The 20263-nt window shown below is 41.2% G+C and carries 20 protein-coding genes and 3 tRNA genes; 17 read left to right on the forward strand and 6 right to left on the reverse strand.

Going from position 1 to position 20263, the window contains the following annotated elements; genetic code table 11:
- Positions 1–29 precede the first annotated feature (29 nt).
- Positions 30–1511 carry a ketol-acid reductoisomerase gene (ilvC, locus tag HMPREF3279_RS04685; RefSeq protein ID WP_049366638.1) on the reverse strand — a complete coding sequence of 494 codons (1482 nt, stop codon included), beginning with the start codon at positions 1509–1511 and terminating at the stop codon, positions 30–32.
- A 162-nt stretch (positions 1512–1673) separates the two neighbouring features.
- Here ilvC and ilvY point away from each other — a divergent pair, with 162 nt between their 5' ends.
- Genes ilvY through glpE form a run of 3 tightly spaced genes read left to right on the forward strand, consistent with a single transcriptional unit; the run spans position 1674 to position 3779 of the window.
- Positions 1674–2552, forward strand: coding sequence for an HTH-type transcriptional activator IlvY (gene ilvY / locus HMPREF3279_RS04690; RefSeq protein ID WP_070591110.1), 879 nt, complete (start codon positions 1674–1676; stop codon positions 2550–2552).
- Positions 2553–2584: 32 nt separating this feature from the next.
- Positions 2585–3472 carry an EamA family transporter RarD gene (gene rarD / locus HMPREF3279_RS04695; protein WP_070591112.1) on the forward strand — a complete coding sequence of 296 codons (888 nt, stop codon included), beginning with the start codon at positions 2585–2587 and terminating at the stop codon, positions 3470–3472.
- Entirely contained in the window at positions 3462–3779 is a 318-nt protein-coding gene (gene glpE, locus HMPREF3279_RS04700; RefSeq protein WP_049365172.1) for a thiosulfate sulfurtransferase GlpE, read from the forward strand. The genes rarD and glpE overlap by 11 nt, the downstream gene beginning before the upstream one ends.
- A gap of 55 nt (positions 3780–3834) precedes the next feature.
- Here glpE and HMPREF3279_RS04705 read toward each other — a convergent pair whose 3' ends face one another.
- Positions 3835–4872: an LLM class flavin-dependent oxidoreductase gene (locus HMPREF3279_RS04705; RefSeq protein ID WP_070591117.1), complete on the reverse strand. Its 1038-nt coding sequence runs from the start codon at positions 4870–4872 to the stop codon at positions 3835–3837.
- A gap of 138 nt (positions 4873–5010) precedes the next feature.
- Here HMPREF3279_RS04705 and HMPREF3279_RS04710 point away from each other — a divergent pair, with 138 nt between their 5' ends.
- The 6 genes from HMPREF3279_RS04710 to lptD are packed head-to-tail and all read left to right on the forward strand — an operon-like array spanning position 5011 to position 11786.
- Positions 5011–6927: an ABC transporter ATP-binding protein gene (locus HMPREF3279_RS04710; protein ID WP_070868220.1), complete on the forward strand. Its 1917-nt coding sequence runs from the start codon at positions 5011–5013 to the stop codon at positions 6925–6927.
- Positions 6928–6936: 9 nt separating this feature from the next.
- Positions 6937–7479, forward strand: coding sequence for a DNA topoisomerase family protein (locus HMPREF3279_RS04715; protein ID WP_070868221.1), 543 nt, complete (start codon positions 6937–6939; stop codon positions 7477–7479).
- Positions 7476–8027 carry an L-threonylcarbamoyladenylate synthase type 1 TsaC gene (locus HMPREF3279_RS04720; RefSeq protein ID WP_070868222.1) on the forward strand — a complete coding sequence of 184 codons (552 nt, stop codon included), beginning with the start codon at positions 7476–7478 and terminating at the stop codon, positions 8025–8027. Before HMPREF3279_RS04715 ends, HMPREF3279_RS04720 begins: the two co-directional genes overlap by 4 nt.
- Positions 8028–8030: 3 nt before the next feature.
- Positions 8031–8849 carry a shikimate dehydrogenase gene (gene aroE, locus HMPREF3279_RS04725; RefSeq protein WP_070868223.1) on the forward strand — a complete coding sequence of 273 codons (819 nt, stop codon included), beginning with the start codon at positions 8031–8033 and terminating at the stop codon, positions 8847–8849.
- Positions 8846–9397: a DNA-3-methyladenine glycosylase I gene (locus tag HMPREF3279_RS04730; protein ID WP_070868224.1), complete on the forward strand. Its 552-nt coding sequence runs from the start codon at positions 8846–8848 to the stop codon at positions 9395–9397. Before aroE ends, HMPREF3279_RS04730 begins: the two co-directional genes overlap by 4 nt.
- Before the next feature lie 46 nt (positions 9398–9443).
- Complete coding sequence (gene lptD / locus HMPREF3279_RS04735; protein ID WP_070868225.1) at positions 9444–11786, forward strand: LPS assembly protein LptD; 2343 nt, start codon at positions 9444–9446, stop codon at positions 11784–11786.
- A gap of 83 nt (positions 11787–11869) precedes the next feature.
- On the opposite strand, the gene xerC is transcribed toward lptD, so the two are convergent.
- The gene (xerC, locus tag HMPREF3279_RS04740) at positions 11870–12757 is read right to left on the reverse strand and encodes a tyrosine recombinase XerC (protein ID WP_014064388.1); all 888 of its coding nucleotides are present in this window, start codon (positions 12755–12757) and stop codon (positions 11870–11872) included.
- A complete protein-coding gene (locus HMPREF3279_RS04745; RefSeq protein WP_070868226.1) occupies positions 12757–13191 on the reverse strand; it encodes a GNAT family N-acetyltransferase in 435 nt (144 codons plus the stop codon). The genes xerC and HMPREF3279_RS04745 overlap by 1 nt, the downstream gene beginning before the upstream one ends.
- 199 nt (positions 13192–13390) lie before the next feature.
- On the opposite strand from HMPREF3279_RS04745, the gene tpiA reads away from it, so the two are divergent.
- A complete protein-coding gene (gene tpiA / locus HMPREF3279_RS04750; protein ID WP_049365182.1) occupies positions 13391–14158 on the forward strand; it encodes a triose-phosphate isomerase in 768 nt (255 codons plus the stop codon).
- Between the two features lie 63 nt (positions 14159–14221).
- Here the strand turns inward: tpiA and HMPREF3279_RS04755 are convergent, their stop codons facing one another.
- Complete coding sequence (locus HMPREF3279_RS04755; RefSeq protein ID WP_070868227.1) at positions 14222–14980, reverse strand: glycosyltransferase family 2 protein; 759 nt, start codon at positions 14978–14980, stop codon at positions 14222–14224.
- 61 nt (positions 14981–15041) lie between these two features.
- Between HMPREF3279_RS04755 and waaA the strand changes: the two genes are divergently transcribed.
- The 7 genes from waaA (at position 15042) to HMPREF3279_RS04790 (ending at position 19529) form a co-directional block, all read left to right on the forward strand.
- Positions 15042–16337 (forward strand): lipid IV(A) 3-deoxy-D-manno-octulosonic acid transferase, encoded by a 1296-nt coding sequence (gene waaA / locus HMPREF3279_RS04760; RefSeq protein WP_070868228.1) that lies wholly within the window; start codon positions 15042–15044, stop codon positions 16335–16337.
- A complete protein-coding gene (gene coaD, locus HMPREF3279_RS04765; RefSeq protein WP_070868229.1) occupies positions 16334–16810 on the forward strand; it encodes a pantetheine-phosphate adenylyltransferase in 477 nt (158 codons plus the stop codon). The genes waaA and coaD overlap by 4 nt, the downstream gene beginning before the upstream one ends.
- Positions 16807–17019 carry a lipoprotein gene (locus HMPREF3279_RS04770; RefSeq protein ID WP_070583784.1) on the forward strand — a complete coding sequence of 71 codons (213 nt, stop codon included), beginning with the start codon at positions 16807–16809 and terminating at the stop codon, positions 17017–17019. The genes coaD and HMPREF3279_RS04770 overlap by 4 nt, the downstream gene beginning before the upstream one ends.
- A 13-nt stretch (positions 17020–17032) precedes the next feature.
- Positions 17033–19045: a DNA helicase Rep gene (gene rep, locus HMPREF3279_RS04775; RefSeq protein ID WP_070868230.1), complete on the forward strand. Its 2013-nt coding sequence runs from the start codon at positions 17033–17035 to the stop codon at positions 19043–19045.
- A 160-nt stretch (positions 19046–19205) separates the two neighbouring features.
- Positions 19206–19299 (forward strand) — tRNA-Ser (locus HMPREF3279_RS04780).
- A gap of 23 nt (positions 19300–19322) precedes the next feature.
- Positions 19323–19399, forward strand: a tRNA-Arg gene (locus HMPREF3279_RS04785).
- A 53-nt stretch (positions 19400–19452) separates the two neighbouring features.
- Positions 19453–19529, forward strand: a tRNA-Arg gene (locus HMPREF3279_RS04790).
- 53 nt (positions 19530–19582) lie between these two features.
- Here the strand turns inward: HMPREF3279_RS04790 and HMPREF3279_RS04795 are convergent.
- The gene (locus HMPREF3279_RS04795) at positions 19583–20263 is read right to left on the reverse strand and encodes a metallophosphoesterase family protein (protein WP_070868231.1); all 681 of its coding nucleotides are present in this window, start codon (positions 20261–20263) and stop codon (positions 19583–19585) included.

Here is a 20263-nt window from a genome sequence, read left to right on the forward strand (position 1 = left end):
AGCTGGCTTAAATTTTAACGATTTAATGATTAACCTGCAACAGCGATACGTTTCATATCTGTCATATAACCACGTAACTCTTGACCAATTAATTCAACTGGGTGGTTACGGATTGCATCGTTTACATCGCGTAAAGTGATGTTGTCGATAGCAACTGCTGGTGTTGGTTCACCTAAGTCACCTTTTTGTAAGGTTGGGATGATTTCTTTAGCAAGAATAGGGGTCGCTACGTTAGAGAATAAGTAGTTACCATATTCTGCCGTATCAGAAATAACTACGTTCATTTCGTATAAACGTTTACGCGCAATGGTGTTAGCGATTAACGGTAATTCGTGAAGTGATTCATAGTAAGCTGATTCTTCATAGATACCGCTTGCAACCATTGCATCAAAGGCTAATTCAACACCTGCTTTCACCATTGCTACCATTAACACGCCGTTATCAAAGTATTCTTGTTCAGAAATTTTGATGCCGTCTGCTTTTGGTGCATTTTCAAAGGCAGTTTTGCCAGTTGCTTCACGCCATGCTAATAAGTCTTTATCACCGTTCGCCCAGTCAGCCATCATGGTTGCGGAGAAGTGACCACTGATGATGTCATCCATGTGTTTGTAATATAAGAAACCAAGGCTTTCTTTGATTTGTTCCGCAAGCTCAAATGCACGTAATTTTGCGCTATTTGATAAGCGATCCATCATTAATGTGATACCGCCTTGTTTTAATGCTTCAGTAATAGTTTCCCAACCGTATTGGATAAGTTTGCCTGCGTATGCTGGATCTTTACCGTCTGCAACTAATTTGTCGTAACATACGATCGAACCCGCTTGTAACATACCGCAAAGAATGGTTTGTTCACCCATTAAGTCAGATTTTACTTCTGCAACGAATGAAGATTCTAATACGCCCGCACGATCACCACCGGTTGCTGCCGCCCATGCTTTCGCAATTGCCATGCCTTCACCACGTGGGTCATTTGCTGGGTGAACCGCGATTAATGTAGGTACACCGAAACCACGTTTGTATTCTTCACGCACTTCAGTACCTGGACATTTTGGTGCACTCATCACCACAGTGATGTCTTCACGGATTTGCTCACCTACTTCAACGATATTGAAACCATGTGAGTAACCGAATGCTGAATCTTTTTTCATTAATGGCATTACATCAGCTACGACTTTAGAGTGTTGTTTATCTGGTGTTAAGTTGATCACTAAGTCTGCAGTCGGGATTAACTCTTGGTAAGTGCCAACTTTAAAGCCGTTTTCTGTTGCACGTTGGAATGATGCACGTTTTTCTGCAATCGCTTCAGGGCGTAATGCATAAGAAATGTCTAAGCCAGAGTCACGCATATTTAAACCTTGGTTTAAACCTTGCGCACCACAACCTACGATAACGATTTTTTTGCCTTTTAAGTAGTTGCAACCGTCAGCAAATTCGCTGCGATCCATAAAACGACAACGACCTAATTGATCTAATTTTTCACGTAAATTTAATGTGTTGAAATAGTTAGCCATTTTTCATCCTTTCTATGATGTTGATTAATGTGTATGAGGTTGTGTTTGAATATAGTTTTTTGTTGTGAAGTGGATTATAAGGTTTTTAGTTGTTGCGTAAAGTGATATTATTTGAACTTAGTGTTGCAATTTTTGCAATGTCATTTGCTTTTAACGATACATATGAACTTTCAAGACCTCCAAATATTTCTTCATCTTGCTGATACACAAAATTTTGCTAAAACCGCTACGCAAAATTATATGTCACCCTCTACGCTCTCACGCCAAATTCAACGCATGGAAGAAGAATTAGAACAACCTTTATTTATTCGTGATAATCGCCAAGTGCGTTTAACCGAACAAGGCGAGAAATTTCTGCAATTTGCGAAAGCAGAATGGCAAAACTGGCAAGAGTTTAAGCGTCAGCTGCGAGATAATTCAGCGGAATTAAGCGGAGAGTTGCGCTTATTTTGTTCGGTAACAGCTTCATATAGCCACTTGCCACAGGTGTTAGCCAAATTTCGTTCTCGTTATCCGAAAGTTGAAATTCAACTGACGACTGGTGACCCAGCTTCTGCGGTGCAATTTATTCAATCAGAACAAGTGGATCTTGCCTTGGCGGGGAAACCCAATAATCTACCGACAGGATTGGAATTTTATAAGATTGATGATATTTCCCTTTCATTAATTGCCCCAAGAGTGGCTTGTTTAGCCACACAATTATTACAGGAAGACCCTATCAACTGGCAACAGATGCCTTTTATTTTGCCGTTAGATGGAATGGCACGGCAGCGTATTGAGCAATGGCTACGTAGCAAACACATTAAACATCCCCAAATTTATGCCACAGTGGCGGGGCATGAAGGTATTGTGCCAATGGTGGCACTTGGTTTTGGATTAGCGATGTTGCCTGATGTGGTGATTGATAATAACCCTATGTCAAAAGACGTGTCTCGTTTAAATTTAGACAATCCAGTCGAGGCATTTGATTTAGGCGTTTGTGTGCAAAAAAGAAATTTAGCGAATCCCCTAATTCGTGCATTTTGGGAGATGTTAGACTAAAATAATAAGCAGAATTAACCTAAGGATTTATTATGTTAAGAGGCATACTTATTTCACTTTTAGCCTCGCTTTTATTTGGCTATATGTATTATTTTTCCACGCTACTGAAACCGCTCAGTGGCACGGATATTTTCGGCTATCGAATGTTGTTTACATTTCCTTTCGTTGCCCTTGCTCTCATTATGTTTAAACAAAAACAAGCTTTGGTTGAGCATCTAAAACGCATTAAAAATCGACCGCTCTTTGCTCTTTCTTATATTATTTGTGGCGCATTAATGGGGTATCAAATGTGGCTCTTTTTATGGGCACCCAATAATGGTAGCTCCTTAAGTGTTTCTTTTGGCTATTTATTGTTACCAATTGTGATGGTGGCCGCTGGACGGCTTATTTTTAAAGAACGAATTTCAACATTGAAATTCATTGCCGTATTAATTGCGGCAGTAGGGGTGATTTCTAACATCATTTTAAAAGGCGGATTATCTTGGGAAGCCATCGTAATATGCGTGGGTTATACGACTTATTTTTCTGTACGAAAAGCATTGAATAATACTGATCTTGCTGCGTTTTGTTTGGAAATGTTGAGTTTATTACCGATTAGCTTCTATTTTGCATTTCAGACTGACTTTGCTACCGTGCAGGAATCGAATCCTAACATTTGGGGATTGTTGGTATTGCTCGGGCTTATTAGTGGTGCGGCATTAATCGCTTATGTTATTGCTAGCAATATGCTGCCGATGAATTTGCTTGGCCTTTTAGGTTATGTTGAAACCATTTTGATGGTGATTATTTCATTTTTAATTGGAGAGGAAATGGATACGGACAGCTATCCGTTATTCATTTGTTTAGTATTGGCGATGAGCCTGATTATTTTTGATGGCGTGTATAAACAACGCGCAAAGGGAAAAAATCATGTCGTTTAAAGAAATTAGCCCAGAGCAAGCGTGGGAAATGGTGCAAAATGGTGCCATGCTTGCAGACATTCGGGATCCACAACGTTTCACCTATTCTCATGCGAAAGGGGCTTTTCATTTAACCAACCAAAGCTTTTTACAATTTGAAGAACAGGTGGACTTTGACTCCCCGATTATCGTGAGTTGTTATCATGGCGTGAGCAGCCGAAATGTGGCAACTTTCCTCGTTGAGCAAGGCTATGAAAATGTCTTTAGCGTCATTGGGGGATTTGATGGTTGGGTAAAAGCTGGTTTACCGATAGAAACGGCTTATTGATATTTCTGGGATTTAAAGTGCGGTGAAATTTACCGCACTTTTTATTTTTGTCTCGCTATTGCTTATCCACAATCGCTTTCAACATCGTGTAAGATTGGGCTTGCTTTTGCTCATCAAAAATATAGCTCACCGCCATAATTTCATCAAAATGTACCCGTTCACGTAATTGCTTGAGTTGAAAATCCACGCTTTCAGGACTACCGATAAGCGAACAAGCAGTCATTTGTTCCACTACTGCACGCTCTTGGTTGTAAATCGGGATTTCCTCGAAATCGACTGGGCCAAAGTGTGGTTTCTTTTGGGCGTGCATTTGAGTTTTCCAAACATCTTCTTCTGAAGCCATAGGCGGTTGTAAATTTTGTTGTGCGTTAGTCACTATATTTAAGAAAAATAGTGTTTGTGTTGTCGCCAGTTGTTTCGCTTCTTTATCGGTTTCAGCAACAATCGCGTTCACACCTAAGATGACATAAGGTTCAGCAAGATAGGTAGAAGGTTTGAAGTTTTTGCGGTAAATCTCCACCGCCATTTCCATCATGCGTGGCGCAAAGTGTGAAGCAAAGGCATAAGGCAAGCCAAGCTCTGCCGCAAGATAGGCACTTTCAGTGCTGGAACCCAAAATATAAAACGGTATATACAAGCCTGCGGAAGGATAAGCTGAAACAGGATTGCTATCTTTAAAGTAACCTCGAAGTTCCGCAATTTCCGCAGGGAAATCTAGGCTGTTTCGTCCACGACGAAGTGCCGCAGCCGTTTGCATATCCGTTCCTGGTGCACGCCCTAAACCGAGTTCAACACGGTTTGGATAAAGCGTCTCCAATGTGCCATATTGCTCAGCCACCACATAAGGCGAATGATTCGGTAACATCACGCCACCTGACCCCACGCGCAAAGTTTTCGTATTAGCTAGCGTATGTTGAATTAAAAGTGCGGTCGCTGAACTCACCAAATTTTTCATATTATGATGCTCAGCAATCCAATAGCGTTCAATGCCAATGTTTTCAGCATGTTTTGCAAGACTTACCATAGACTCAACGGCTTGCAAATAAGTTTGTCCTTCACGAACGGGGGCGAGATTAAGAATAGAGAGCTTCATTTTATTTCCTCATGATTGATTTGTTGAGTGTCATTATACATGTTTTTCAGGCAGAAATATCGATAAAATTGGAATAGACTGTTCCGAGAAAAGGAAAAATATTGCAAAATAGGCACAAATTCAGATGTATTCGAAGAAATGATTGTATTTAATAATATTTCCCTAAAGCGCGGGCAAACCGAATTGCTCGAGAATGCCACGGCAACCATCAATCCGAAACAAAAAGTCGGCTTGGTGGGGAAGAATGGTTGCGGTAAGTCGTCTCTTTTTGCCCTATTAAAAAAAGAATTAACGCCAGAGGGTGGCGAGGTCACTTATCCATCCAACTGGCGGGTATCTTGGGTGAATCAAGAAACGCCAGCATTGGATATTCCCGCCATTGATTATGTGATTCAAGGGGATCGCGAATATTGCCGTTTGCAGCAGGAACTTAACGAAGCCAATGAACGTAATGATGGCCATGCGATTGCGCGCATTCACGGGCAATTAGAAACCTTGGATGCTTGGACGATCCAATCTCGCGCGGCTTCCTTATTGCATGGTTTAGGTTTTAACCAAGAAGAAATCACTCAACCAGTGAAATCCTTCTCCGGTGGTTGGCGAATGCGCTTGAATTTGGCGCAAGCATTGCTTTGTCCATCGGATTTATTATTACTAGATGAGCCAACCAACCATTTGGATTTGGATGCAGTTATTTGGTTAGAACGTTGGTTAGTGCAATATCAAGGCACCTTGGTATTAATTTCTCACGACCGTGATTTTCTCGATCCGATTGTGACAAAAATCCTCCATATCGAAAATCAGAAACTCAACGAATACACGGGCGATTATTCTTCCTTTGAAGTGCAACGAGCAACCAAATTGGCACAACAAACGGCCATGTATCGTCAGCAACAACAAAAGATCTCTCATTTACAAAAGTATATCGACCGCTTTAAAGCCAAGGCTACTAAGGCAAAACAAGCACAAAGCCGTATGAAAGCCTTAGAGCGTATGGAACTGATTGCACCGGCTTATGTGGATAATCCTTTTACTTTTGAATTCCGTCCACCACTATCCTTGCCGAATCCTTTGGTGATGATTGAGCAGGCGAGCGCAGGTTATGGTAGCGGTGAAAGTGCGGTAGAAATTTTAAGTAAAATTAAACTGAATTTAGTACCAGGTTCGCGCATTGGTTTATTAGGGAAAAATGGTGCAGGTAAATCAACCTTAATTAAATTGTTAGCCGGCGAGCTCACAGCCCTTTCTGGTACAGTACAATTAGCTAAAGGCGTGCAACTTGGCTATTTTGCTCAGCATCAGCTTGATACGCTACGTGCAGATGAATCCGCTCTCTGGCACATGCAGAAACTAGCACCGGAGCAAACGGAGCAACAGGTGCGGGATTATCTTGGGAGTTTCGCATTCCATGGTGATAAAGTTAATCAAGCGGTGAAAGCCTTTTCCGGTGGGGAAAAAGCTCGTTTGGTGCTTGCACTGATTGTTTGGCAACGTCCAAACTTATTACTGCTCGACGAACCAACTAACCATTTGGATTTGGATATGCGTCAGGCGTTAACTGAAGCGCTAGTGGATTACGAAGGCTCTTTGGTGGTGGTTTCCCATGATCGTCACTTACTACGTAATACCGTGGAAGAATTCTATTTGGTACACGATAAAAAAGTGGAAGAATTCAAAGGCGATTTAGAGGATTATCAAAAGTGGCTGAATGAACAAAATAGTGCACCAGAAAATAAATCCTCGGAGAAAAATGACGACAATGAAAATTCCATGCAAAACCGTAAGGAACAAAAACGTCGTGAGGCCGAACTTCGCCAACAAACTGCGCCTCTTCGTAAACAAATCACTCAACTGGAGGAAAAAATGAATAAACATGCCTCCAAACTTGCGGAGATTGAAAACCAATTGGCGGATTCCGAACTATACAGCGCGGAAAATAAAGAAAAATTGACCGCACTTTTGGCACAGCAAGTAGAGGTGAAGAAAGCATTGGAAGAAGTCGAAATGGATTGGTTAGTAGCCCAGGAAGAATTGGAAACAATGCTACAAGCATAGGGACAGCGTATGAGTCAAAGTCTTTTCCAACACACAAAGCACGAAGAATATTGCCCACAATGCGGCGCGCCTTTGCAAATAAAACAAGGTAAAAAAGGACTGTTTTTAGGTTGTACAGCATACCCTGTCTGTGATTATTTGCGTCCCTTGCATAAGGTGGAACATAAGGTGTTGAAAGAGCTTGATGAAACCTGTCCACAATGTGGCAACCCGCTCCAACTCAAACAAGGTGTTTTTGGGATGTTTATTGGCTGCAGTCATTATCCCGATTGTGATTTTGTGGTGCATGAGCAACAGGATGATGAACAATCCATTGACTGCCCGGAATGCCATAAAGGGCATTTGGTTGCCCGTCGCGGACGACAAGGGAAAATCTTTTATGGTTGTGATAACTTTCCCCATTGCAAATTTTCCTTGCCAGCAAAACCCTATGTCATGCCTTGTCCACAATGCCATTTTCCACTCGCGCTATTAAAAAGTGAAAATGCCGAACACCAAGTGTGGCAATGTGCAAATAAAAGCTGTCGACATATTTTTGAGAATGAAAAATGAATGTACAACAAATTGCCACCCGTTTAATGCAAGATGAAGTAGTTGCCTATCCTACTGAGGCGGTATTCGGTTTGGGCTGTAATCCGCTAAGTGAAAGTGCGGTCAGGAAATTGCTCGATTTAAAACAACGTCCGATTGAAAAAGGTCTCATTTTAGTTGCGCCGAGCTTGCATTTTTTACAGCCCTTTGTTGATTTCTCCCATTTATCAGACGAACAACTTGCGCGCTTACAGGCACAATATGAACATCCAATCACTTGGGTGGTGCCGGCTAAGACAGAGGTTCCACATTTCTTGACGGGGCAATTTAATAGCATTGCAGTGCGTTTATGTACTCATCCTGCCGTCAAAGCCTTATGTGAAGATACAGGCTTTGCTCTGACCTCGACCAGCGCTAACTTAACCGGTCAATCACCTTGCCGTAGCGCAGATGCCGTGCGTTCCCAATTTGGGGCAGATTTCCCGGTGCTTGATGACGCGGTCGGCCGAGCACAAAATCCATCGGAAATTCGCGATTTGCTCACAAACCAACTTTTCAGACAAGGATAAAACATGCAGCATTATGCCGTTTGGGGCAATCCAATTGCCCAAAGTAAATCGCCGTTAATTCATCGCTTATTTGCCACACAAACCCAGCAAACAATGGAATATGTTACCAAATTAGGTGACCTTGAGAATTTTGAGCAGCAATTACAGGCCTTTTTTGCTGAAGGGGCACAAGGTTGCAATATCACCGCACCATTTAAGGAACGCGCCTATGCAGTCGCTGAAGAACATAGCGAACGAGCAAAACTGGCCGAAGCCTGTAACACACTAAAAAAATTGGCTAATGGAAAACTCTATGCGGACAATACCGATGGCATTGGTTTAGTGACGGATTTGCAACGCTTAGGTTGGATTCAGCCACAACAACGCATTTTAATTTTAGGTGCCGGCGGGGCAACCAAAGGGGTATTACTGCCTTTATTGGAAGCACAACAGCAGGTTATCTTGACTAACCGCACCCTAGAAAAAGCACAACAACTGGCAAATAAGTTCAAGCCTTACGGCACAATTGAAGCTGTCGCGATGGATGTAATTCCCGCGCAAACCTACGATTTAGTGATCAATGCAACTTCGGCTGGGTTAAGCGGACATACCGCCGCCGTTGATGCCTCAATCTTATCATTGGCCCGAGCTTGTTATGACATGCAATATGCCAAAGGTAGTGACACGCCTTTTATTGCCTACTGTAAATCCTTAGGTCTGAATAATGTCAGTGATGGTTTTGGTATGTTGGTGGCGCAAGCCGCCCATTCATTCTATTTATGGCGTGGGGTGATGCCCGATTTTGTCGCAATCTATGAACAACTCAAAAAGGATATGGCATGAGTACAAGATGCCCTTGGGTGGGCGAACTTCCGATTTATATTGACTACCACGATAAGGAATGGGGTAAGCCACAATTTGACAGCCAAAAACTGTTTGAGAAAATCTGTTTAGAAGGACAACAGGCGGGGCTTTCCTGGATTACTGTATTGAAAAAACGTGAAGCCTATCGGGCTGCATTCCATCAATTTGATCCTATTAAAGTTGCGCAAATGACCGAACAAGATATTGATCGTTGCATGGAAAATACTGGGCTTATTCGTCATCGAGCAAAACTGGAAGCCATTGTGAAAAATGCCAAAGCTTATTTAGCCATGGAAAAGTGCGGTGAAAATTTCAGTGATTTTGTGTGGTCGTTTGTGAATCATCAACCAATTATCAATGATGTACCCGATATTTCTATGGTACCCGCTAGAACTGAAATCTCAAAAGCTATGTCAAAAGCGTTGAAGAAACGTGGTTTTGTCTTTGTAGGGGAAACGACATGTTATGCCTTTATGCAATCTATGGGGTTAGTCAACGACCATATAAATGGCTGTTGTTGTAAGTGATATTCCAGTATAATCCCCCTAATTTCATCTGAATAAGAACTGAATTATGAATAAAAAATATACCTTAATTTCAATCTCAATTCTGACCGCACTTTATAGTCAACAAAGTTTGGCAGATCTGCATTCTCAATGTTTGCTTGGTGTGCCTCATTTTACTGGTGAGGTCGTGAAAGGTGATGTCAATAATTTGCCGGTTTATATTGAAGCAGATAAAGCAGAGATTAATCAGCCAACTCAGGCGATTTATCAAGGCAATGTCGATTTGAAACAAGGAAACCGTCATCTGGTCGGAAATTCAGTTGAAGTCAAACAAACAGGTGAGGGCAATCAAGCTCAGCGTTGGGCTTATTTACGTGGCGGATTTGATTACAAAGATAATCAAATTAATCTATTAGGGAATGATGCGAGTTTTAATTTAGATAGCAAAAACGGTAACGTCACTGGTGCAGACTACCAGCTTGTAGGACGTCAAGGTCGTGGTAAAGCACAAGAAATCGAGTTAGGTGATAATTACCGCTTAATGAAAAACGCGACATTTACCTCTTGTTTACCCGATGATAATGCTTGGGCGGTAGATGCCTCTGAGATTCGTCAGCACATCAAAGAAGAATATGCAGAATTTTGGCATGCGCGTTTTAAAGTATTAGGTGTGCCGGTATTCTATACCCCTTATCTGCAATTACCAATTGGTGATCGCCGCCGTTCAGGTTTATTAATGCCAACTGTCGGCCATTCTAGCCGCGATGGTTATTGGTATAAACAACCGATTTATTGGAATATTGCGCCAAATTATGATGCGACGATTGCACCAAAATATATGTCACGCCGTGGCTGGCAATTAAATGGTGAATTCCGTTATTTGACACCAGTTGGTGAAGGTAAACTTGCGGGAGAATATTTAGGACGTGATCGTTATGATGAATATACTAGCGATAGCCGTAAGCGTCATTTATTCTATTGGAAACATCATTCTTCTTTTCTTGAAAACTGGCGTTTAAATATCGATTACACAAAAGTGAGCGATAAACGTTATTTTACCGATTTTGATTCCGATTATGGTAGCAGTACTGATGGTTACGCAAACCAATATGCTCGTATTGCTTACTATAAACCAAATTACAACTTTGCGATTTCTGCGCGTCAATTCCAAATTTTTGATGAAGTTTCTGTGGGGCCTTACCGTGCAATGCCACAAATCGACTTTAATTATTACAAAAATGATTTGGCGAACGGTTGGGTAGATTTCAAGTTATTCTCACAAGCAGTACGTTTTGATAATGATAGTACCTTGATGCCGACAGCATGGCGTTTTCATGTTGAACCAAGTTTGGCAACAGCGATGTCAAATAAATATGGTAGCTTGAATATTGAGACTAAACTTTACGCGACCCATTATAACCAGAAAAAAGGCTCTTCTTCTTCGGCGGAAGACGTACAAAAATCGGTAAATCGTGTATTGCCACAATTAAAAGTAGATTTACAAACGGTTTTAGCGAGTAATAAAACTTTATTTGATGGTTATACACAAACGCTTGAACCTCATGTTCAATATCTGTATCGACCATACAAAGATCAAAGTAATATTGGTTCAAAACGTGTAAATAATTACCTTGGTTTTGGTTATGATTCTGCGCTAGTTCAACAAGATTATTATTCTTTGTTCCGAGATCGTCGTTATAGTGGTTTAGACCGTATTTCATCAGCAAACCAAGTGACAGTTGGGGGAACAACTCGTTTTTATGATAGAAATGCCGATGAGCGTTTCAATTTCTCAGCAGGACAAATTTATTATTTAACGGCATCAAAAATTGATGATAATCCAAATAATCGTACGCCAAAATCCTCTTCTTCTTGGGCCTTGGAGTCTAACTGGAAAATTAACGATAAATGGAATTGGCGCGGTAGCTACCAATACGATACATTGCTAGATAAAGCCTCATTGGCGAATAGTAGTTTGGAATTTAACCCGATGAAGAATAATCTGATTCAGTTAAATTATCGTTATGCGAGCAAAGAGTACATCAACCAAAACTTGGGTGCTTCCGCAAACCGTTATCAACAAGACATTAAACAGGTTGGTGTTGTGGCTGCATGGGAAGTGTCGGATAACTGGGCGCTTGTTGGAAAATACTATCAAGATATTGCATTGAAAAAACCGGTTGAGCAATATGTGGGCGTGCAATATAACTCGTGCTGTTGGTCTTTAGGCGTTGGCGCAAGACGTTATGTGACGAGTCGCCAAAATCAACGTAACGATCAAGTGGTTTATGACAACAGTGTTGGTGTCACCTTCGAATTACGTGGTTTAGGTGAAAATGATCACCAAAGCGGTATTGAAGACATGCTGAAGAAAGGTAAACTTCCTTATATTCAAGCATTTAGCTTATAGTTGAATGAATAAAGGCTACCAAAAGGTAGCCTTTTTGTTTAGAAGTACGGTTAAAAAGACGACGATTTTTGACCGCACTTTGTTTATTTTTTTCGTTTTGCTCGAGGATGGGCTTGATCATACACTTCAGCAAGATGTTGGAAATTTAAATGCGTATAAATTTGCGTGGTGGACAAATTGCTGTGTCCTAAAAGCTCTTGAACAGCACGCAAATCTGAACTCGCTTCCAGCATGTGAGTAGCAAAAGAGTGACGCAGTTTATGCGGATTGAGATGGCTGTTTAATCCTTGTCGGATGCCCCAGGTTTCCATTCGTTTTTGAATAGAGCGATGAGTAAGGCGATTTCCCTGTTGGCTCACAAAAAGGGCGTCATCCTTTGGATTAAATAAAGGGCGTACTTTCAACCATTGCTGAATTGCATGAGAAGCATAGCGTCCAAAAGGCACAATACGTTCTTTGTTCCCTTTACCAATCACTCTGACTTCTCGTACTCGAGTGTTAATGCTATTGAGGTTTAAGCCTTGCAATTCAGATAAGCGAAGCCCCGAGCTATACATCAATTCCATCATGGCGCGATCACGCAAATCAATCGGATCTTTGCTGTCATTTGAAAGCAATTTTTGGACCTGTTCAGCATCAATATTTTTTGGTAAATGTTTGCCTTGTTTCGGCGCTGAAATACCCGTTGCCGGATTCACTTTCATTTGCCCTTGTTGCACAAGATAGCTGAAAAACTGACGAAGAGCTGATAAACGTAATGCCAAGCTCTTTTCTTTTAAACCTTGCTTACGGCTTTCCGCCAAAATAAGGCGAACCACGCTTGGATTTACTTGCTGCCAGTGCTGAATACCTTTTTCAGCGAGAATCGCTAAAATGGCATCCAGTTGATGTTGATAATTAGTGAGGGTATGTGGGCTTACTTGGCGTTCAATTCGCAAGTAATCCCAATATTGATTGAGGAGCGTATGCATTAGAGAGTTAATTCAAACAAACTTTTTTTCGTGTTTAGCTTAAATCCTTCGCGTTCTAAAATACTCTGTTGAGCTTGGCTTAATTCCGCTACTAAACGGTTAGATTGTGTATAACGGACAAACTCTTTTGCTTTAGAAATAAGCGCTGCATAAATCTCGGCTTGATGTTTATCTTCTTTGACAAAAATATCAGTTAATTGCCAATAGCGTTGTAGTTGTAAAGAAGATAAGCGAGGATAAAGTTGAACAAAGCCAATCGCTTGTGCATTTTCGTTTACAGCAATAAAAAACATGCTTTCATTAAAACGCATACGATTTGTTAGAAAGGTTAAAGTGCGGTCAGGATTTTCACTCATTCCGTTGGCAAGTCGATAGGCTTCAAAGAGTGGAGCAAGCACTTCTATATTCCATTGTTCGGCTTTGAAAATTTTCATTGTTACCAGACCTATTTTCCGTTTATTTATAAAATTGGTTATTTTTATCGGTTCCGTACAGTAGATTGTAGCTTTTTAGCACAAAATAATCATCATTTCCCCAAAAAAATTTTCAAAATGTGATTTTGCACAAAGAAATCTGTTCAAAGTTTGGTATAGTAAACATACTTTTTATTTATTCAATATGGAGAAACAAAAAATGGCACGTCGTCCTTTAGTGATGGGTAACTGGAAATTAAACGGTTCCAAAGCCTTTACCAAAGAATTAATCGAAGGATTAAAAGCTGAATTACAAGGTGTAACAGGTTGTGATGTGGCAATTGCCCCACCTGTTATGTACTTAGGTACAGCTGAAGCGGCACTTGCAGGCAGCCAAATTGCTTTAGGTGCACAAAACGTTGATGTGAATGTTAAAGGTGCTTTCACCGGCGATATTTCAACTGAAATGTTAAAAGATTTTGGTGCAAAATACATCATTATCGGTCACTCTGAGCGTCGTACTTACCATAAAGAAAGCGACGAATTCGTAGCGAAAAAATTTGGTGCATTAAAAGAAGCAGGTTTAGTGCCAGTATTATGTATCGGTGAAACTGAAGCTGAAAACGAAGCTGGCAAAACGGAAGAAGTATGTGCGCGTCAAATTGATGCAGTGATCAACGCATTAGGTGTAGAAGCATTTAATGGTGCCGTGATTGCTTATGAACCAATTTGGGCAATCGGCACGGGGAAATCAGCAACTCCAGCACAAGCTCAAGCTGTTCACGCATTTATCCGTGGCCACATCGCAGCAAAATCACAAGCTGTAGCAGATCAAGTGATCATTCAATACGGTGGTTCAGTAAATGATGCTAACGCAGCAGAATTATTCACTCAACCAGATATCGATGGTGCGTTAGTGGGCGGAGCTTCACTTAAAGCGCCTGCGTTTGCAGTAATCGTGAAAGCAGCGGCAGCAGCGAAAAACTAATTTTCTTGTCCTAAAAGAGATAAAAAAAGTGCGGTTAAAATTAACCGCACTTTTTGTTTTTGATTAATGTTGATTGCGTTCCCACAAATCAGCATATTTCACAAAGGTGGAGTGGGCAGAAAGTACTGCAAGCAGAAAACCTTGTTTCCCATCTAAGAAACCGGCTTTTAAAATGTACATTTTGACAAAGCAACCAATCGCATGGCTAATACCTTGCCATAACGTCGCTTTTTTCCCTTTGGTTTGGCGTTGGTCTGCCCAAGCTTTGGCGTAGCCTGCAGATTTCACCAAATAGTGATGGATGCTTTTATAGGTGAAATGCTCTAGATCGCCAGTTAATTTCTGTACTTTCGTGTTTTCAGGATAAACTACTTTTTCATGTACCAGAGAATCGTTATATCCCGCATAATTTGTGCGATATAAACGCACCACATAATCCGGATACCAACCAGAATGACGAATCTCACGCCCAAACACTTCACTCACACGAGGAATATCATAAACCGTATTTGGCGTATCTTGTTGAACTGCTTGTTGAATGGATTCACGAAGTTTCGGAGTGACGCGTTCATCGGCATCTAACCATAAAACATAATCACAGGTGACATATTGTTGTGCACGTTGGCGTTGTTTGCCAAAGCCTGGCCAATCAGGATGCGAATAAAATTTTGCACCATATTGTTCTGCGATTTCTTGGGTATTATCAGTACTGCCTGAATCGACGATAATGATTTCATCTACCCAATCTTTTACCGTATCGAGACATTGAGCGAGATCTGCCGCTTCATTTTTGACAATCATGGCAACGCTAATTGTTGGCATATTTTGATCCTTTTTTTGCTATACTAGCCGAAATTTTTGTAAGTATAACCGAATTTATTTTATGTGGCGTTTTTTTTATACCTGCCTGATGTATCTGATTCAGCCTTTTGTCTTGTTCTTCATGTTGCTACGAAGTCTCAAGGCGCCGAATTATCGTAAGCGTTTAGGCGAGCGATATGGTATTTATGCGACTCTTGCTAAGCCCGTGCAAGATGGGATCGTCATTCATGCTGCATCAGTCGGTGAAGTGATTGCAGCCACACCGCTAGTAAAACGTATTCAGAAGGAATATCCACATTTACCAATCACGTTTACAACGGTTACACCAACAGGCTCTGAACGCGTAAAAGCCGCATTCGGGGAAAGTGTGACGCATTGTTATTTGCCTTACGATTTACCTTGTGTCATCAATCGTTTTATTGATTTTATTCAACCTAAAGTATTCATCGTGATTGAAACGGAGCTTTGGCCAAATTTGATTGATTGTTTGGCTCATCGAAATATTCCTTTCATTGTGGCGAATGCTCGTCTTTCTGCGCGTTCAGCGAGACGTTATGGCAAAGTTAAACAACATCTACAACGAATGTTTTCTCAAATCAGCTTGATTGCACCGCAAGATAGTATTAGCGGAAAGCGTTATTTAGCGTTAGGTTATGAGAAAGATCGTCTGCAATTAACTGGTAATATTAAATATGATCTTGTAGTCAGTGACGAGTTACTCAAAGACATTGCAATACTTCATGAGATCTGGGCGAAAGATCGTCAAATTTGGATTGCGGCGAGCACCCATGAAGGGGAAGAAGAGCTTATTTTACAAGCGCATCATTTATTACTAAAAAAACATCCAAACTTATTGTTATTGCTGGTGCCTCGCCATCCTGAGCGTTTTAATCCAGTGGCAGATTTAATTGAAAAAGCCAACTTTAACTTTATCCGCCGTTCAACGGGTGAGATTCCTTCAGAGAATACCCAAGTGATTCTGGGTGATACCATGGGTGAATTGATGTTGATGTATGGTATTTCTGATATTGCGTTTGTAGGCGGAAGTTTGGTCAAACATGGGGGACATAATCCGCTTGAGCCTTTAGCGTTTAAATTACCCGTTGTGAGTGGAAAGCATACATTTAATTTCCCTGAAGTTTTTACCTCGCTGTTAGAGGTGCAAGGTGTATTGCAAATCAACTCAACAGAAAAAGCATTGGCAGAGATTATTGATAAGTTATTGAATTCAAAAGAGGCGCGTCAGCGTTTAGGCAATGCAGGCTATGAGGTGTTAATTGAAAATCGTGGCGCATTACAGCGTCTTTTAGATTTGCTTTATCCTTATTTAACCAATATTTCGGAGAACCATAAATGACAAGCGTAATTTACCCCGGCACGTTTGACCCGATTACCAACGGGCATTTAGATATCATTGCGCGAAGTGCGGTCATTTTCCCGAAAGTTTTTGTCGCGGTGGCGAATAGTCCGAGCAAAAAGCCATTGTTCTCATTGGAAGAACGTGTTGAGCTGGTACGTCAATCGGTCGCTCATTTACCCAATGTGGAAGTATTTGGATTCTCTGATTTACTCGCAAATGAAATCAAAGCGAAAAAGATTACCGCCATTATTCGAGGCGTGCGTACAACGACAGATTTTGAATACGAATTACAATTGGCCGCGTTAAACCGTTTATTAACCGATGGTGTGGATAGTTTGTTCTTCCCACCAACAGAAAAATGGGCGTTTGTGTCTTCCACGATTGTACGAGAAATTTATTTGCATCATGGTGATGTAAAAGAACTGGTGCCGGAAGCCGTCTATTTTGCCTTAAAAGCACGTCGTGAATGAAAAAAACACTTCTAATTTTAACCGCACTTTTAGTATTAACCGGTTGTGGTACGGTGGTGAAATTAATCGATCCATCGGAAAAATACACGCCTTACGCAGGTGCGGCTTATGATTTAGAGATGGCACAAAAATGGGGATTACCTATTTTAGATTTGCCGCTGTCATTTTTATTAGATACCGCATTATTGCCTTATGCGTGGTCAAATTAATTTGCATTAAGATATGAAACTCAATCCTCAACAACAACAGGCTGTCGAATATGTCAGCGGGCCTTGCTTGGTGCTGGCAGGCGCAGGCTCGGGCAAAACTCGCGTGATCATCAATAAGATTGCTCATTTGATTGAACACTGTGGTTATTTACCTAAACAGATCGCCGCCGTGACCTTTACCAACAAAGCCGCTCGTGAAATGAAAGAGCGTGTAGCCCATTCCATTGGTAAAGAAAAATCCAAAGGATTGATTGTTTCCACTTTCCATACCTTAGGTTCCGACATTATCAAACGGGAATATAAAGCTTTAGGCTTTAAATCCAATATGACCTTGTTTGATGAGCACGATCAACTTGCCTTACTAAAAGAACTGACGGCAGATGTTCTGCAGGAAGATAAAGACTTACTGCGTGAATTAATTTCCGTTATTTCCAACTGGAAGAATGATTTGGTTTCGCCAAAACAAGCTTATGCCTTAGCGAAAGATGCCAAATATCAAACCTTTGCAAAATGTTATGAGCGTTATGCGGCGCAAATCCGTGCTTATAATGCGTTGGATTTTGATGATTTGATTATGTTGCCGACCTTACTCTTCAAACAGAACGAAGAAGTGCGGTCAAAATGGCAGGAGAAAATCCGCTATTTGTTGGTGGATGAATATCAAGATACCAATACTAGCCAATATGAACTGATTAAATTACTGGTAGGCGAGCGAGCTTGCTTTACGGTGGTGGGGGATGACGATCAATCCATTTATTCTTGGCGAGGTGCTCGTCCCCAAAATATGGTGCGCTTGCGTGATGATTTTCCGCGTTTGCAAGTCATTAAATTAGAACAAAATTACCGCTCCACTCATCGTATTTTGCATTGTGCTAACATTTTGATTGATAACAACGAGCACGTGTTCGATAAAAAACTGTTTTCCAACTTGGGCGAAGGTGAAAAACTGCAAGTCATTGAGGCGAAAAATGAAGAGCATGAAGCCGAACGGATTGTGGCAGAATTAATTGCTCATCGTTTTAGCCGTAAAACCAAATTTAAGGATTATGCGATTTTATATCGCGGTAACCATCAATCCCGTCTATTGGAAAAAGTGCTGATGCAAAACCGTATTCCATACAAAATTTCTGGTGGAACGTCTTTTTTCTCTCGAGCTGAAATTAAGGACATGATGGCCTACTTGCGTTTGTTGGTGAATCAAGATGATGATGCGGCCTTTTTGCGAATTGTGAATACACCGAAACGGGAAATTGGTACAGCAACTCTACAAAAATTAGGTGACTTGGCACAGGAAAAACATATCAGCTTATTTGAGGCGATTTTTGAGTTTGAACTGATGCAACGAGTCACGCCAAAAGCCTATGATGCCTTGCAAAAATTTGGTCGTTGGATTGTAGAGTTAAACGATCAAAGTTTACGTTCCGATCCTGAAACGGCTGTGCGTGCTTTACTTTCTTCATTGCATTACGAAGAATATTTGTATGAGTATGCCACCAGCCCGAAAGCTGCCGAAATGCAAAGTAAAAACGTGGCAATCTTATTTAGCTGGGTAGAGGATATGCTCAAAGGTGATGACGTGAATGAGCCGATGACTTTAAATCAAGTGGTTACCCGTTTAACCTTGCGCGATATGATGGAACGAGGTGAAGATGATGACGAGAGCGATCAAGTGCAATTAATGACATTGCATGCCTCTAAAGGTTTAGAGTTTCCCCATGTGTATTTAATTGGTATGGAAGAGGGGATTTTGCCGCATCAAACGAGTATTGATGAAGACAATGTGGAAGAAGAACGCCGTCTAGCTTATGTGGGCATTACTCGAGCACAACAAACGCTGACTTTTTCTCTTTGTCGTGAACGGCGTCAGTTTGGTGAGTTAATTCGCCCAGAGCCGAGTCGTTTCTTGGCTGAGTTGCCACAAGATGATGTGCTATGGGAAAAAGATAAGCCCAAATTAACGGTAGAGCAGAAGCAACAACAAACCTCTAGTCAGCTTGATCGTCTGCGGGCAATTTTAAAAGGCTAGAGATGATAAAAATTAAAGTGCGGTGAGAAATATATTTGTTTTTTCAACCGCACTTTATTTATGCAAAATGTAGATAAATCAAGCAACCAACATCGCTTTTTCAAAAAATGATTTGACATATTTTCAAAAAAACGTATTATACCGCCCACAAACCGATTGTGGTGAGATGGCCGAGTAGGCTGAAGGCGCTCCCCTGCTAAGGGAGTATGGGGTCAAAAACTCCATCGAGGGTTCGAATCCCTCTCTCACCGCCATTTGTTTTTAGTTTTATTATTCTGCACCCGTAGCTCAGCTGGATAGAGTACTCGGCTACGAACCGAGCGGTCAGAGGTTCGAATCCTCTCGGGTGCGCCATTTTAAATCGACTCTATCAGTTAAAATGGTCACGAAGAATAAAACATCACTACGCACCCGTAGCTCAGCTGGATAGAGTACTCGGCTACGAACCGAGCGGTCAAAGGTTCGAATCCTTTCGGGTGCGCCATCTTCTCTCTTCAAATTTTTCTTTTTATCAAAAACAATTAACGCTTTATTTGATCATTTTTCTCGATCATCAATAGTTTTTAATAAGTAATTTCCTTGTACGTCTGTGACACTTCTAAAACCGACATTCGTGATTTTATAAGGGAAATTTGTCTTGTACTCGACGTTATCGTGGTGATGGCCATGGAAAACGTGTCTTACCCCTAATTTTTCAGCAAGTTGATTAATCACACGAAATCCCATTGGATGAGGCTTTGGCGCTTCATGGCAAATTAGAATATCGGCTTGTTCATTTTCAATGGCTTCAATATCAGAAGGGAAAATAGACGTGCGATGACGCAATGGTACACCGCCACGCCAAATTTTTTCTTGAGGGCTATATTGGCAATAGTGGATAGGGTCAAAATACATCGGTTTATTGGGAGGCATCCAGATTTGTCCGCGGAATACGCCACCTAAACCGGCAATGCGTTGACCTTGGATTTCAACAACACGATTATGCAAATTACGCGATTTCCAATGTGTCCCCCAAATCGCCTCAAATGCGGCGACGGTTTTGCTATCGTGGTTGCCGTGAATAAACCAAATATCACAATATTTTGCGAGTTTATCTAATTCATCAGACGAAGAAAGCTGCAAGTCACCCAAAATAATCAGGGCAACGTTGTCATTTTCTTGCACGAAAGGATAAAGATGTTCATAACTTCCGTGCGGATCGCCTGCGAATAAAATCAT

The sequence above is a fragment of the Haemophilus sp. HMSC71H05 genome (assembly GCF_001838635.1).
Classification (GTDB): domain Bacteria; phylum Pseudomonadota; class Gammaproteobacteria; order Enterobacterales; family Pasteurellaceae; genus Haemophilus_D; species Haemophilus_D parainfluenzae_R.